Below are 14,216 nucleotides of genomic sequence, written 5' to 3'. Positions count from 1 at the left end.
CCTTTCTCTCCGTATGAGTATAAGTGATTATAATTATATTATAGCATATAATTCTCGGTATTTCAATGATTTTGTCGAAAAAGCAAAACTGTTTTGTTCGCTCTATTAACTTTTCTTAATGATTATTAACATGCTATGACATCAACTTAGTACAGCGTAATAATAATGAGGAATTAAAAATTAGGAATGGCATAAAGTAAACGTTGGCAGTGATAAGGATTGCAAACATCTTTCAGAGAGAAATATTCCTGTTTATGAAACAGGCAGATATATGCTTAATATTAGTGAAACATTGTCATATAGATTCCCTTTACTTGAAATTAATGGCGTTTATTATCCTTGATATACCCTTTTTTAATACAGCATAACCATGCACAAAAACGACCATCATTTTTTATACATAGTCCAAAGGGGGTTACTTTTAACCGAAACGATTTAGAAAATAAAAACCACAGAAAATAAAAAACCGAAGCCAAAACTGACTCCGATTTTTTCTCCTAAAACGCAAAAAAGGTTTGAAACCAAGCCTTTTTCGTTGTATCAACTTTACCGTTGAACCGTGTGTTTGATAGTGAATATTAATACAATTAACCGAATTGATTTAGGGGTATATTTTTAATCGAAACAGAATTATTAAAGCATTCAAAATAGAAGTGTTTAAAAAGATTCCCTTCTTAACAGAGAACGTATTCATGCAACATTAATATACAAAACACTAAATAAACACGAGTCTGATTTTTGGCTTAAACCGTGAATTTTACAATTAAATAAAATATATAACAGTAGTTCGCACTGAATGATTAATATCAGTATTTTTTTCATTTCCGTGCTTTTTCACTTTCCTATCTATTTTGAAAAAATAAAAAACACCATAAAGGCGCATAAATACAGGCATAAAAAAGTACCATAGTATAATGTCCAAACCTAAATGGTTCACATTCTTACTATGGTACACGTGGCTCCTCCAGTTGGACTCGAACCAACGACCCTGCGGTTAACAGCCGCATGCTCTACCAGCTGAGCTATAGAGGAATATATCAAACTCAACGGATAATAGTATACTATTTTTTTTATCCATTGTCAATACTTTTTTTAAAATTTTTTAAATTTTTTATGTTATCTTTTTCGACATATTTTTTTAATTTTAAATTTTAAAAATGTATATATTTAATTTTTATTCAGTTGATTGCTATAAAGAGCTTTAAACTTAACTCTATAATTAAAAAATTTATACACTTTATAGTCTTAACAATTTAATAAAAAAGTTATAGATGCCTATATTGTATTCATACATAATTAAATTTCTCTTATATTTTTCCTATTAATCAAAGTTTAATACATAAATAATAAAATATTTTTATCAGTTATTATTTTATTTATTATTTTTTATGTGCAAATATAATAATTTTCAAAAATATATTATTTATACTTGTATTATTTTTAAATATATGATAAAATAATACAAAATAAAATATTTTTTGTCTATTTTCTACAAAAGAAAGGTAAGCAATGTGTTATGATAGAAAATACAGAATTTTATTTAGAATATTTACCTATCAACTTCTCAGTTATAGCTCAGGATAAATCAATATTGCCGCCATACCTCGGCTCCACGCTTCGCGGTGCAATTGGACATGTTCTTAGAAACGACACTGAAGCTTGTCATTATTTATATGATAACCGACGTCTGGATAAGAAAAGAAAAGAAGTTTTAAATCCTTATATTATTGTTCCACCGATGATTGGTAAAAAATTATTCTATAAAAATGATATTCTTAATTTTGATATAATGTTTTTAGGTGACGGCGCCAAATATGCTAAAAATGTTATTGACGCATTAAGCAGTCAAGGCGGGCTGCGTCTTGGAGTGCGCAGGAATAAATTCATATTTGATAAGGCTGTTCATAAAACAGACCAAAGAGTCATTTGGCAGGATAGAACATTTTATCAAGCGGCAATTCGAAAAATACCTTTAGTCTATAAAACATTGGATAATGTAGAAAGTGTGACAATTAAGTTTCTAACTCCTCTGCGAAGGCGGCGTAACAATGAATTGCTTAAAGACGTTGATTTTTCATCGATTATTAGAAATATAACATATAGAATTGAATCTCTTACCGGACGTTACGGCGGATGGGTTGATACAGAAAAGATGGAGCATATTCAGAAATTGTCGTCAAAGATTATCACAACAAAAAAAGATATAGAATTGGTTAATATGGAGCGATATTCAAACAGAACAAATGAAAAAATGGATTTTGGAGGATTAATGGGAAGTATGTCTTTTCATGGAGATTTATCTTTATTTGTTCCCTGGCTGTATGCCGCACAAATATTACATATTGGCGGAAACACCACATTTGGCATGGGGCGCATAGAGGTTGAGTTTATTTAAAATTATAAAAGGAGTGTTTTTAGTATGAGCGAATTTCTTAACACTAACACTGTATACATAATTATATATAAATAACTCTTACATAATATAATATGCTGAACACGTTTAAATTAAATTTTGTTGGGTACAAAATATTTTTATAAATCAAGTACCATATCAAAATTTATTTAATATATGATATATATATATTTGCAAATAATAAAGTATCTGCTGATTTAATATTTTATCGGAGGTTTAATAAAATGACATATACCTTTAAATATCAGTCGCCGCTGGGCAGAATTATGCTGGCGAGCAACGGTGAAGCCTTAACCGGGTTATGGTTTTATGGACAAAAATATTTCGGAGATACTTTACCTGAAAAATATGAAGAAAAAGAATTATCAGTTTTCAATGAAACAAAGAGATGGCTTGATAATTATTTTCAAGGCAAAAAACCGAATTTTACACCTCCGTTATTATTTAAAACAACGCCATTTCGAAAAATGGTTTGGGAAATTTTAAAAACTATTCCTTACGGACACACTATGACTTATGGAGAAATCTCTGATATAATAGCCAAACAAAAAGGTCTGACTAAAATGTCTGCCCAAGCAGTCGGCGGCGCAGTAGGTCATAATCCGATTTCTATTATTGTGCCATGTCACAGAGTAGTTGGCTCAAACGGAAGCCTGACGGGATATGCAGGCGGTATTGATAAGAAGATAAAACTGCTTACTCTTGAAAAAGCAGATATATCAAACTTTTTTGTGCCTAAGAAAGGAACAGCATTATAATTCCTATTAAATCTTTTAGGTACAAGAATATTTAGATAAAAAATACTATTGAAATTATTTGTAAAGAAATAATTTCAATAAATAATTATGGAAAATAAATTACAGAATTATCTCAGCAAATATTACATACAAACAATTGTAAAAGTTAAAGAATCTAATAATCGTATCTGACATTGATATATTAAAGTCGTGGAAAATAAAGAATATACACTGAGGTATTACACAAAAATATAACAGTAGACGTAAAAGATAAAACGAATGATTCAAGACACATAAATAGTATCCAATTCAGCATTTCCTATGCAGTAAAGGTATTCAAATAACCCAATATGTAAGACTTATGTATGCGATTAAGAACATTAAAACCGCTAATAAAGAAGCGGAGTAACAGTCTCTGCATAACCTATATAACAGATTATACATATTTAAAAATATTTAAGAATTAATTATATGGTGTGGAACCTTAAAAACCAGCGGTAAATAAGTAAATTAAAGGTTATAAATTCATATAAATTCAATTTATTTTTCTTACATTATTTCAGAAAAAGCATATATTCTAAAGCGAATATATGCCTTTTTCAGTAGTATTAAATTTGTTATCAAAACACGCTAATATTAAAAAACTTATCAATCAAATATGAAATATCTTAAATTAACCTGTTACTGTCTTTTGCATAAACCACATTACTTGTTTATAAACTAAATATCTTATTTCAGTATCTTAAATTCATTTAATCTTTATTGGATGTCTAATCACTGTTTTCCATCTTGCCGGCTCGGTTTTCCTTGGGTCAGAAAGATATATTTCATGGTGAAGACGGCTGTCATTGAAATTATTTTCATAACCTTTCGCAGAAATATATTCATCCATTACAGCAACGGAAGCAGGTTCATTGTCATATTCGCCAATGTGCATAATTTGTACGCATAAGCCCTCATTTATAGTTAAATATTCTGCTGGCGAGCAGTCAAGCTTCTTTTTTCGCGACGCCTCCTGAACAGCCCAATCAAAATCCTCCTTCTTTACAAAATCCGGCAATCTGATTACACTAATCCAATTAAAACTGCTCTTATCCGAATAATCAACGCCTTCAACATTTTCCTGCCACCAAAAACCTTCAAGCGGAGGTACAACATATTCAAAAAAACCGTCGATTTTATAAGTTCCCTTATAACTCATCTTTATTGTATAAGCCACGGCGTACAGAATACCAACCGCCTTCTTATATTCTCCTCCTTCATCGTTGGGATTGCCCTTTCCGCGGACAGCTATATAATTAGCAGACGGAACTGTCACAATTTCAGGCTTATCTTTCGGCATATAAAATTCTTTATATTCTTTTTTAAAATCAAAAGCCACTATAAACACCATCCTTTTTCTATATATTATCATATTAAATATGACAACAGAGCGTCATATTATAAAAAATATATTTTAAATTCTAATATATAAAACTAAGATTATCCAGCCTAGAAGATAAGAAAAAATCCTAATGCTCTAATATTCCCTCACACATTTCAAATTAATATAGTTTAGAACGTCAGCATATGGAAAAAGTGATTTTGAGAAAAGTACACAAACAAAGGCAGCTAACTCATATGAGTCAGCTGCCTGAAAAATAACTGAAGTAAAGAATGTGATTATAAAACACTATATGCTCTACTTGAAACGTAAAGATGACTGTTTACTCTTCGAACGAGTGGATTTAAAGCATTGTCCAATGTTATCAAATACTTTCATACTTTATCAACAGTCTGAACTTTTATATTATAAAAGTTACCCCATATCTAAATTTATTATAGCCACTATCTATTTCCGCAAAACAAAAAAGATTCTTTCACTGTCTTGTTTAGGTTCTTCAAAACTCAAGTCAGAAAAAACATCTGTTTTTTTGAATCCTTCCTCTTCTGCTATACTTTGAAGCTCTCGTACAGAATACAATTTTTCTTCCTGATATTCAAAGTATCTGTCGTATTTTCCTGAATTGTCTTTCACAAAAAAGTTCAGCTCAAAACTCGTAACTTTATCTTCAGGAAAATAACCGCATTCCCAAACACAATATGCTTCATCATCTTGATATACAAAAGTATTATTGCCTAATATATTGCTTAATTTATATTCTGAGTTGATGTCAAAAATAAATATTCCATTTGGTTTGAGGCTCTCATAAACACAACTAAAAGTTTCTTTCACATCATTCAGACACGGCAAATAATTAATACAATCAAGCGAAGATATAACTGCGTCCGCTTTATCTAAAACACTAAATTCAGTCATATCCTGATTTAAAAACGTTATATCAACGCCGTTGTCAAAGGCCTTATTTTGAGCTATAGAAAGCATATCGCTTGATATGTCAATACCTGTTACACTATAGCCTTTTTTGCCGAGCAAAACCGTTATTTCTCCTGAGCCGCATCCTAGATCGATAATCGAATGCGGCTCATAATTATTTCGGTTAAATACCTCTATATAAAAATTTATAAATTCCCTATAATCTATCTCCTGAAACCTATCATAAATCAGCGAAAAATCATTGTACATATACTATTCCACTCTCTCAAAGTTTGCATAAGCGGCCATCATCTTCTTCTGACCGACGCTTTCAAAATCTACGACTACCAAACAGTCTTTTCCCATCTGCTGAGCTGATACAACTGTGCCAATACCAAATTTTCTGTGTTTAACCTTATCACCAATAATATATGAGGTTTCATCCTGCAAGGTTTTCTCCGGCGCCTTCTTTAAGAAACCGCTGTCTCCAAAACCGCCGTATGTATTTTTAGTCTCACCAGCATATTTGTACGAAGATTCTGTACTGCCCGCAGAATATGCCAGAGTATCCATCTTCTTATCAACAAGCTCTTCAGGGATTTCTTCAAGGAATCTCGACGGCATATTATACTTTGTTTGTCCAAATAAAGTTCTTTGTCTTGCCGCCGATAGGAACAGTCTCTTTTTTGCTCTAGTTATCCCAACGTAGCATAGACGCCGTTCTTCCTCTAATTCCTCCTGAACTCCAAACGACCTCGCGCTCGGAAAAACACTTTCCTCCATACCTATTAAAAACACATTCGGAAACTCCAGTCCCTTCGCGCTGTGAAGCGTCATCAGCGTCACACATTCCTGTGCCTCATCATAGTTATCTATATCCGAAACCAGTGAGATATTTTCTAAAAGCTGGTCTAAAGTTATTGCTTCATCTTCACGGACCGCTTCCTGAACCATTGAAATAAATTCGTCCAAGTTTTCAAGTCTGGTTTGATTTTCAACTGTCTTTTCAGTGCTTAACGCCTCAATCATACCCGAACCTTTCATAACAAGTTTAACAAAAAGCTCAAGCCCCATACCTTCATCCAGTTCACGTTTAAAATTATTTATAAGTTCTGAAAACTTTTTAAGTTTGGCAGACGCTGAAGAATTGAATTCGTCAAACTCATCGGCTCTCTCGCAAACTTCAAACATACTTAAGGCGTTCCGCACCGATACTGAATGCACTCTTTCCAAAGTGGTATTTCCAATTCCTCTCTTCGGCTCATTTATTACCCTTCTTAATGCAATATCATCATTGGTATTTACAATCAGCCTCAAATATGAGCTTATGTCTTTAATTTCCTTACGATCATAGAACCTCAAGCCCCCTAGAACTTTATAGGGAATAGCATTTCTCAACAGTGTATCCTCTATAATACGGGACTGCGCATTAAGTCTGTATAATATAACCGTATCATTCAAATTTGCATTTAAATTTAATATATTTTCTACTATAGACTGCGCCTCGCTATGTTCATTGTCAGCTATGTATAAGCTGATTTTTTCACCTTCGCCGTTTGAAGTCCAAAGCTCTTTGCCTTTTCTGCCGTCGTTATGTTTGATAACACTGTTTGCGGCGTCTAAAATATGCTGTGTAGAACGATAATTTTCCTCAAGCTTTATCACTTTGCAGTTAGAAAACTCCTGCTCAAATCCCAAAATATTTTGTATATCGGCTCCTCTGAACTTATATATACTCTGGTCATCGTCTCCCACAACACACAAATTTTTATGTTTATTTGCAAGAAGGCTTACCAGTCTATACTGAGCATGGTTAGTATCCTGATACTCATCCACCAAAATATATTTAAACTTATTCTGATAATACTGAAGCACTTCAGGACACTCTTCAAACAGTCTTACTGTCAGCACTATCAAATCATCAAAATCCAAAGCGTTGTTGCTCTTGAGCTTTCTCTGATACAGCTTGTATATATCAGCAACCTTTTTTAAATAATAGTCGCTTTGACAGCCGTCCATATATTCATCAGCGTCTATCAGCTTATCCTTAGCTCCGCTGATTAAGCTTAAAACTTTTCTCGGCGGGTACTTTTTATCATCAATTTCAAGCTCTTTTAAGCACTCTTTAACAACTGTCTGCTGGTCGGCACTGTCATATATTGTAAACGCCTTTTCGTATCCTATCTTGTCAATATCACGTCTCAGAAACCTAACGCACATAGAATGAAACGTGCTTGCAAAAACGTCATTTCCAACCGCTCCAAGGCTTTTTTCCAACCTTGCTTTAAGTTCTCCAGCAGCTTTATTAGTAAATGTTATTGCTAGAATATTGTAAGGCTTAACCGGCTCCTCGGACAGATAATTCTCTATCTCAGGAGTGAGCTCGTCCAGTTCACCGTTTAAATACCATTCCAAAAATTCAATTTCCTGCTCAGTTATATTATCCGGGATATGCTGGCTCATATATGCTTTTCCATATTTAATCAGATGAGCAATCTTATGTATTATAACAGTGGTCTTTCCGCTTCCTGCCCCGGCAAGCACTAATATAGGCCCCTCAGTCGTAAACACAGCTTCTTTTTGTCTTTCATTCAGGTTCTTATACTCTTTATCAATTATACTTCGTCTCAAACTAAGAAAATCTATTTTAATCACCCCTCTCTTATTGTGCCGCCGCCAATTACTATATCACTGTCTTTCTCATAAAATACAACAGCCTGACCCGGCGTTACCGCTCTCTGCAGTTTATCAAAAACAACTCTTGCCATATCATTCTCATATGGATAAACCATGCAGGAAGCCGGAACAGCACTGTATCTTATTTTAGCCAAAGCTTCAAACGGCTCATTAAAACTTTCAAATGAAATGAAATTTAAATTGTCAGCAATCAAACTTTCAGAAAATTCACTGCCTTTCTCGCCCAACGTAATTTCATTAGTCAGCGGATTGATTTTTGTCACAAACATTGGCTTTCCAAAAGCTATTCCAAGCCCTTTTCTCTGACCTATAGTATAATGGGTTATTCCGCTGTGTTTACCCAGCACATTCCCATATTCGTCAATAAAGTTTCCGGGTTCAGGCTTTTTATCAGTCCTGCGCTCTATAAAAGACACGTAATCATTATCAGGCACAAAACAAATTTCCTGACTGTCTGGTTTTGAAGCAGTCGGCAAATCCAACCTTTCTGCTATTTCGCGAACCCGGGCCTTACCGTCAATTTCTCCCAGCGGCATTCTTATAGACTTTAACTGTTCCTGATTTAAAGAATATAAAGCGTATGTCTGATCCTTTTCAGAAGCCATTGAACGGCGCAAAAGATATCTGCCGTATGAAGAATCATAGGAGACCTTTGCATAGTGGCCTGTGGCAATCAGCTCTGCACCAAGCAATTTGGCTTTTTTTAACATAGCGTCAAATTTCAGGAATTTATTGCACGCTATACAAGGATTTGGCGTTCTGGCATTTTGATATTCATTCACAAAATAGTCAATAACATATTTCTCAAACTCTTTTCGAAAGTCTAAAACATGATATTCTATTCCTAATTTGTATGCAACTCGTCTAGCGTCCTCCACCGCTGACAAAGAACAGCAGGTTCCGTCTCTAAAGACATCACCTACTGTTTCTCCGTCCCACAGGCGCATGGTTAAGCCTATAACCTCATATCCCTGCTCTTTTAGAAGCGCCGCGGCTACACTGCTGTCAACGCCGCCTGACATTCCTATCACAATCTTTTCTGACATAGCTTAATCCTCGCCGCCTTCATGCTCAATACTGCACGAAGAACAACAGCCTGTGCACTGCGGTATTTCAGACGTATCCATTCCATGTCTTTCATAATAGTCCGCAAGAGCAGCATGAACTGCTTCCTCTGCAAGATTAGAACAGTGCATTTTTATCGGAGGCAAACCGTCTAAAGCGTCTGCAACCGCCTGATTAGTTAACTCCAATGCTTCATCAATAGTTTTACCTTTAACAAGTTCAGTGGCCATGCTTGAAGTGGCTATTGCCGCTCCGCATCCGAATGTCTTAAATTTTACATCCTCTATCACTTTTGTGTCATCATTTATTTTCATATATATTTTCATTATATCCCCGCATTTTGGGTTTCCAACTTGTCCAACAGCATTGGCGTCAGATATCTCACCCACATTTCTGGGATTTGAAAAATGATCCATAACTTTTTCACTATACATATATTTTCCTCCTTTGACTAATTATTTTTGATAAAATCTTCATACAAAGGCGACATATTTCTGAGAAGCTCTATTATATCAGCCAATTCATCAACAATATAATCTACCTGTTCTTTCGTGTTTGTTTCATCAAAAGAAACTCTGAGCGAACCATGAGCTTCTTCATGTTTTAACCCGATAGCCAAAAGCACATGAGACGGGTCTAAAGAACCAGAAGTGCAAGCGCTTCCGCTTGACGCCGATATCCCTTTCATGTCAAGACGAAGCAGCATTCCTTCACCTTCAATAAACTGAAAACTGATGTTTGCATTTCCCGGAAGTCTGTCCTTTGGATGACCATTAAGTCTTGAATATGGTATTTTGTTTAAAACCTTTTCTATATAATAATCTCTGAGTTCCGATAATTTTTTCTGTCTCTCAGGAATATTCTCTGCAGCCAGCTCTATTGCTTTGCCCAGTCCTACAATTCCCGGAACGTTTTCAGTTGCAGCGCGTTTGCCGCGTTCCTGTGCTCCTCCGGTAATAAAAGGCGTAAGTTTAACACCCTGTCTCACATATAAAGCCCCTGCTCCCTTTGGTCCATGAAACTTATGCGCCGTCAAAGAAAGCATATCTATATTTAACTCTTCCACATTGATTTCACACATTCCTATTGCCTGAACCGCGTCCGTATGGAACAATACCCCGTTTTCACGGCACACAGCGCCTATTTCTTTTACAGGCATTATAGTCCCAATCTCGTTATTGGCAAACATGATTGAAACCAGTATCGTATCAGGTCTAATTGAATTTCTTAAATCCTCCACAGAAACTCTGCCATATTCATCAACCGGCAAATAAGTCACTTCATATCCTTGTTTCTCCAAGTCCTGACAAGTATGAAGAACCGCATGATGTTCCACACTGCTAGTTATAATATGTTTTCCTTTATTAGAATAAGCTGACGCGGCACTGCGAACAGCCCAATTATCTGCTTCAGTACCGCTTCCTGTGAAGTAAATTTCTTTAGGTTCCGCTGAAATAGCCTTTGCAACTTGTTCTCTCGACTTTTCAACGGCCCTTTTTGCCTCCCTGCCCTCCAAATAAATACTGGATGGGTTTCCGTAAAATTCCGTCATAAACGGAATCATTTCCTCTGCGACTGCGGCATTCATTTTAGTAGTAGCCGCATTGTCAACATAAATTCTCATACTCTTTCCTACCTTTCTTTTTATACGCTCAATCTATGAAAAGTAGATTTACCGTAATTTATTTGCTTTTAAAATAATTGTATCAGCTAAATTTTTTAGATTGTTCAACTGCCATTCGGTCGCACTCCTCGTTTTCCGGGTGTCCGTTGTGACCCTTGACCCAATGAAGAGTAACGTCATGCTTTTCAAGAAGGCTTAAAACCTCTTCCCAAAGGTCCGGATTTAAAGCTTTTTCTTTTTTATTCCGCATCCATCCGTTGCTTTTCCACTTTTTTGCCCAGCCTTTATCAATTGCGTCAATAAAATATTTGGAATCACTGTATATATCAACACAGCATTTTTGATTAAGAGCTTTAAGACCGACAATAACAGCCATAAGCTCCATACGGTTATTAGTGGTCTGAGCCTCGCCGCCGGACAATTTTTTCTCAAATTCCCCATACCTCAGAATTGTTCCATAACCGCCCGGCCCCGGGTTTCCGCTGCATGCTCCATCTGTATACATTTGAACTTTCTTTATATCTAGCATAATACACCTCATTTTAATAGCTTGCCCAATATTATAACATAACACTTATCCAATTAAAAGGCTTTTTTCACCAAATTATTTAAATAATTTCAGACGGATTTTTACTATATAAACTCAGTATAATATGTATTTTATTTTTTACTTACAGAAAATAAATAGTGTAAACTTTTTGTACCATAATACTGAGTATAAAATTCACTTTCTTTACTCATCCCAATAGACTTGGCAACTCGTATTGAAGGATAGTTATCAGATTTTATAATAGAATATACTTTATCCGCTTTCAAAACTTCAAAAGCATATTCTTTACATCCCATTGCCGATTCTATCGCATACCCCTTATGCCAAAACTTTTTCTTTAATAAGTAACCGATTTCCAACACCTCAGATTCATTATACGGCTGAATGGTAAGCCCAGCTTGTCCTATCATCTCACCGCTTCCCTTTAACTCAACTGCCCACAATCCAAAACCATACTTTAAATATCTGTTAAACTGACGCTCCATCCATTCATGCACATCCCTGTCAGAAAAGTCATGCTCATACGCATATACAACATTTTTATCCTGTAATATTTCAGCCAAATCTTTAAAATCGCCTATATTTAGCTCTCTAAGTTTTAAACGTTCTGTTTCAAAAATCATTATACCTCACTCTTTAATTATAATTTATAAAAAATAAAAGGCATAGCCGCTTTTGACTATGCCGTAAATCACTAAATACAAAATTTTTTAATACACTGTTAAAAACAATTATATACAACAAACTTCTAAACAAAACATTAATATAAGTAATGCTCCAATTTTTTCGAAAGATAATAAATATTTTTCGTACAACCTTTAACACTCTATACATTGTACAAATGCTTTTAACAATTTCTAAACAACTAATTATTTATTAATATTAATGGTGGAACAAGCGTATACCTGTAAACGCCATAGCCATACCATATTTATTACAGGTTTCTATAACATTGTCATCTCTGATAGAACCGCCCGGCTGTGCAATAGCCGTAACACCTGATTTATGCGCTCTTTCTATATTATCTCCAAATGGGAAAAACGCATCGCTTCCGAGTGAAACGTCTGTATTCTTTTTCAGCCATTCTGTCTTTTCTTCTTTTGTAAACACCGGAGGTTTTGTTTTAAATCGGGTTTCCCATACGCCGTCAGCTAAAACATCCATATACTCGTCAGAAATATAAACGTCAATCGCATTATCTCTATCAGCCCTTTTCAGACCGTCAACAAACTCTAAATTTAAAACCTGAGGAGCCTGTCTCAGCCACCATACGTCGGCTTTGTTTCCGGCAAGCCTTGTGCAGTGAACTCTAGACTGCTGACCTGCGCCTATACCGATTGCCTGTCCGTCTTTAACATAACATACGCTGTTAGATTGTGTATATTTTAAAGTAATAAGTGAAATCATCAAATCACGAAGCTGTGATTCTGAAATATTTTTATTCTCTGTGACAACGTTTGACAAAAGTTCCTTATTAATGTCAAGCTCGTTTCTGCCTTGCTCAAAAGTAACTCCATAAACCTGTTTCTTTTCGATCGGGCATGGAATATAATCTTTATCTATTTGAATTATATTATAATTTCCTTTTTTCTTGCCTTTCAAAATTTCCAAAGCGTCGTCATCATATCCGGGAGCAATTACTCCGTCCGACACTTCTTTTGCGATCAATTGAGCGGTAGCCTTATCACAAATATCAGAAAGCGCAATAAAATCTCCAAACGAAGACATTCTGTCCGCACCTCTCGCCCTCGCATAAGCATTAGCCAAAGGAGTCATTTGAATAGTATCATCAACAAAATAAATCTTTTTAAGCGTATCGGAAAGCTCAAGCCCAACTGCGGCTCCTGCCGGTGACACATGCTTAAACGATGTAGCCGCCGGAAGCCCTGTAGCCTTTTTAAGCTCCTTTACAAGCTGCCAACCGTTTAGAGCGTCCAAAAGATTTATATAGCCCGGCTTTCCGCACAGAACTGTAATCGGAAGCTCACTGCCGTCTTCCATATATACGCGCGAAGGCTTTTGATTAGGATTACACCCATACTTTAGTTCCATTTCTTTCATACTTTATCTTCCTCCTAAATTGAATACAAAGTTTGCTAAAATCTTTCACGTATACAGTTATACGTTTTTATTTATTATCCTCGACTCGGTTTTGCCGCTTTTTATATCAATATATCTAACAAATAAAGAAACTTTGTTATCCTCATTAAGGCTCTCCCAAATCATTTTTGAAAACTCATCAATGCAATTAGGTATTTCCACTTTTTTAGGTTCTCCCTCAAAACTTGGAAGCGGGTTTCCATCACATTTATACGTATGGATAAAATGACCGATTCCATTTATAGGATTTGAATAAGCAAAGCTGTATCTCTGACATGAAGAAGGGTCGCCGTCTGCACTTTTTAAGATGGATATAGCATAGTTATAATCCCCATCGCTCACTTTCATAACACTTGAAATCCTAGGGGTATAGTTTGGAGAATCAGGTTCAAACTCCCTTGTTCTAAGCGCCTGTTCAAAGGTCATCTGTTTATTCATAAGTTCATATATTGTATCAGTCTGATCGCCGTTTGTGACAATTGTCTTATTACCCAAAACCCTTACAGGGGCATAGATTATAAGGGACGGGTCTTCCAGTTTTGATTCGTCAAAAGCTTTTGTGCGGATTCCGTTTCCATCTTCAACAAATACACGATTACGGCTGTTAGCGCTCCTGCCCATTATAAAGTAAGCGCAAACCGCACTCTTTCCATCCTGAGATTTACCGACAATAATTCCCCTGCCGGGATATGTATTTTCTTTTAATTCTTGGGATAAATCAATAATTTTCATAA

12 protein-coding genes and 1 tRNA gene are annotated in these 14,216 nt (G+C 35.3%); 2 read left to right on the top strand and 11 right to left on the bottom strand.

Annotated features, from left to right (window positions below; all coding sequences use genetic code 11):
- Window positions 1-956: 956 nt before the first annotated feature.
- Window positions 957-1,032, bottom strand: a tRNA-Asn gene (locus B9O19_RS11125).
- 484 nt (window positions 1,033-1,516) lie between these two features.
- Here B9O19_RS11125 and cas6 point away from each other — a divergent pair.
- Window positions 1,517-2,395, top strand: coding sequence for a CRISPR system precrRNA processing endoribonuclease RAMP protein Cas6 (cas6, locus tag B9O19_RS11120; RefSeq protein ID WP_102366482.1), 879 nt, complete (start codon window positions 1,517-1,519; stop codon window positions 2,393-2,395).
- A gap of 242 nt (window positions 2,396-2,637) precedes the next feature.
- Window positions 2,638-3,171 (top strand): methylated-DNA--[protein]-cysteine S-methyltransferase, encoded by a 534-nt coding sequence (locus tag B9O19_RS11115; RefSeq protein WP_102366481.1) that lies wholly within the window; start codon window positions 2,638-2,640, stop codon window positions 3,169-3,171.
- A gap of 727 nt (window positions 3,172-3,898) precedes the next feature.
- Here B9O19_RS11115 and B9O19_RS11110 read toward each other — a convergent pair.
- The 10 genes from B9O19_RS11110 to B9O19_RS11065 form a co-directional block, all read right to left on the bottom strand.
- Window positions 3,899-4,531 carry a GyrI-like domain-containing protein gene (locus B9O19_RS11110; protein ID WP_102366480.1) on the bottom strand — a complete coding sequence of 211 codons (633 nt, stop codon included), beginning with the start codon at window positions 4,529-4,531 and terminating at the stop codon, window positions 3,899-3,901.
- 450 nt (window positions 4,532-4,981) lie between these two features.
- Window positions 4,982-5,716, bottom strand: a complete 735-nt coding sequence (locus B9O19_RS11105) for a class I SAM-dependent DNA methyltransferase (protein WP_102366479.1) — start codon at window positions 5,714-5,716, stop codon at window positions 4,982-4,984.
- Between the two features lie 3 nt (window positions 5,717-5,719).
- The gene (locus tag B9O19_RS11100; protein ID WP_102366478.1) at window positions 5,720-8,101 is read right to left on the bottom strand and encodes an ATP-dependent helicase; all 2,382 of its coding nucleotides are present in this window, start codon (window positions 8,099-8,101) and stop codon (window positions 5,720-5,722) included.
- Complete coding sequence (gene mnmA, locus B9O19_RS11095; protein WP_102366477.1) at window positions 8,098-9,189, bottom strand: tRNA 2-thiouridine(34) synthase MnmA; 1,092 nt, start codon at window positions 9,187-9,189, stop codon at window positions 8,098-8,100. The genes B9O19_RS11100 and mnmA overlap by 4 nt, the downstream gene beginning before the upstream one ends.
- Before the next feature lie 3 nt (window positions 9,190-9,192).
- Entirely contained in the window at window positions 9,193-9,642 is a 450-nt protein-coding gene (gene nifU / locus B9O19_RS11090) for a Fe-S cluster assembly scaffold protein NifU (RefSeq protein ID WP_102366476.1), read from the bottom strand.
- 17 nt (window positions 9,643-9,659) lie between these two features.
- A complete protein-coding gene (gene nifS, locus B9O19_RS11085) occupies window positions 9,660-10,832 on the bottom strand; it encodes a cysteine desulfurase NifS (RefSeq protein ID WP_102366475.1) in 1,173 nt (390 codons plus the stop codon).
- A gap of 82 nt (window positions 10,833-10,914) precedes the next feature.
- The gene (rnhA, locus tag B9O19_RS11080) at window positions 10,915-11,352 is read right to left on the bottom strand and encodes a ribonuclease HI (protein WP_102366674.1); all 438 of its coding nucleotides are present in this window, start codon (window positions 11,350-11,352) and stop codon (window positions 10,915-10,917) included.
- Between the two features lie 140 nt (window positions 11,353-11,492).
- Entirely contained in the window at window positions 11,493-12,005 is a 513-nt protein-coding gene (locus B9O19_RS11075) for a GNAT family N-acetyltransferase (protein WP_102366474.1), read from the bottom strand.
- A gap of 259 nt (window positions 12,006-12,264) precedes the next feature.
- Entirely contained in the window at window positions 12,265-13,443 is a 1,179-nt protein-coding gene (locus B9O19_RS11070) for a phosphoribosylaminoimidazolecarboxamide formyltransferase (protein WP_102366473.1), read from the bottom strand.
- Between the two features lie 57 nt (window positions 13,444-13,500).
- Window positions 13,501-14,214: an IMP cyclohydrolase gene (locus tag B9O19_RS11065; protein WP_102366472.1), complete on the bottom strand. Its 714-nt coding sequence runs from the start codon at window positions 14,212-14,214 to the stop codon at window positions 13,501-13,503.
- Window positions 14,215-14,216: the final 2 nt, after the last annotated feature.

Origin of the sequence: Monoglobus pectinilyticus (assembly GCF_002874775.1) — a bacterium.
Taxonomy (GTDB): domain Bacteria; phylum Bacillota; class Clostridia; order Monoglobales; family Monoglobaceae; genus Monoglobus; species Monoglobus pectinilyticus.
The sequence above is the reverse complement of the archived record's forward strand: the minus strand, read 5'-3'. Positions and strand labels throughout refer to the sequence as shown.

What these genes read in the sequence shown, in the direction of transcription:
- nifU (WP_102366476.1), bottom strand. Translation starts at nt 9,642, where the DNA reads ATGTATAGTGAAAAAGTTATGGATCATTTTTCAAATCCCAGAAATGTG.
- cas6 (WP_102366482.1), top strand. Translation starts at nt 1,517, where the DNA reads ATGATAGAAAATACAGAATTTTATTTAGAATATTTACCTATCAACTTC.
- nifS (WP_102366475.1), bottom strand. Translation starts at nt 10,832, where the DNA reads ATGAGAATTTATGTTGACAATGCGGCTACTACTAAAATGAATGCCGCA.
- B9O19_RS11105 (WP_102366479.1), bottom strand. Translation starts at nt 5,716, where the DNA reads ATGTACAATGATTTTTCGCTGATTTATGATAGGTTTCAGGAGATAGAT.
- mnmA (WP_102366477.1), bottom strand. Translation starts at nt 9,189, where the DNA reads ATGTCAGAAAAGATTGTGATAGGAATGTCAGGCGGCGTTGACAGCAGT.
- B9O19_RS11115 (WP_102366481.1), top strand. Translation starts at nt 2,638, where the DNA reads ATGACATATACCTTTAAATATCAGTCGCCGCTGGGCAGAATTATGCTG.
- B9O19_RS11070 (WP_102366473.1), bottom strand. Translation starts at nt 13,443, where the DNA reads ATGAAAGAAATGGAACTAAAGTATGGGTGTAATCCTAATCAAAAGCCT.
- B9O19_RS11075 (WP_102366474.1), bottom strand. Translation starts at nt 12,005, where the DNA reads ATGATTTTTGAAACAGAACGTTTAAAACTTAGAGAGCTAAATATAGGC.
- B9O19_RS11065 (WP_102366472.1), bottom strand. Translation starts at nt 14,214, where the DNA reads ATGAAAATTATTGATTTATCCCAAGAATTAAAAGAAAATACATATCCC.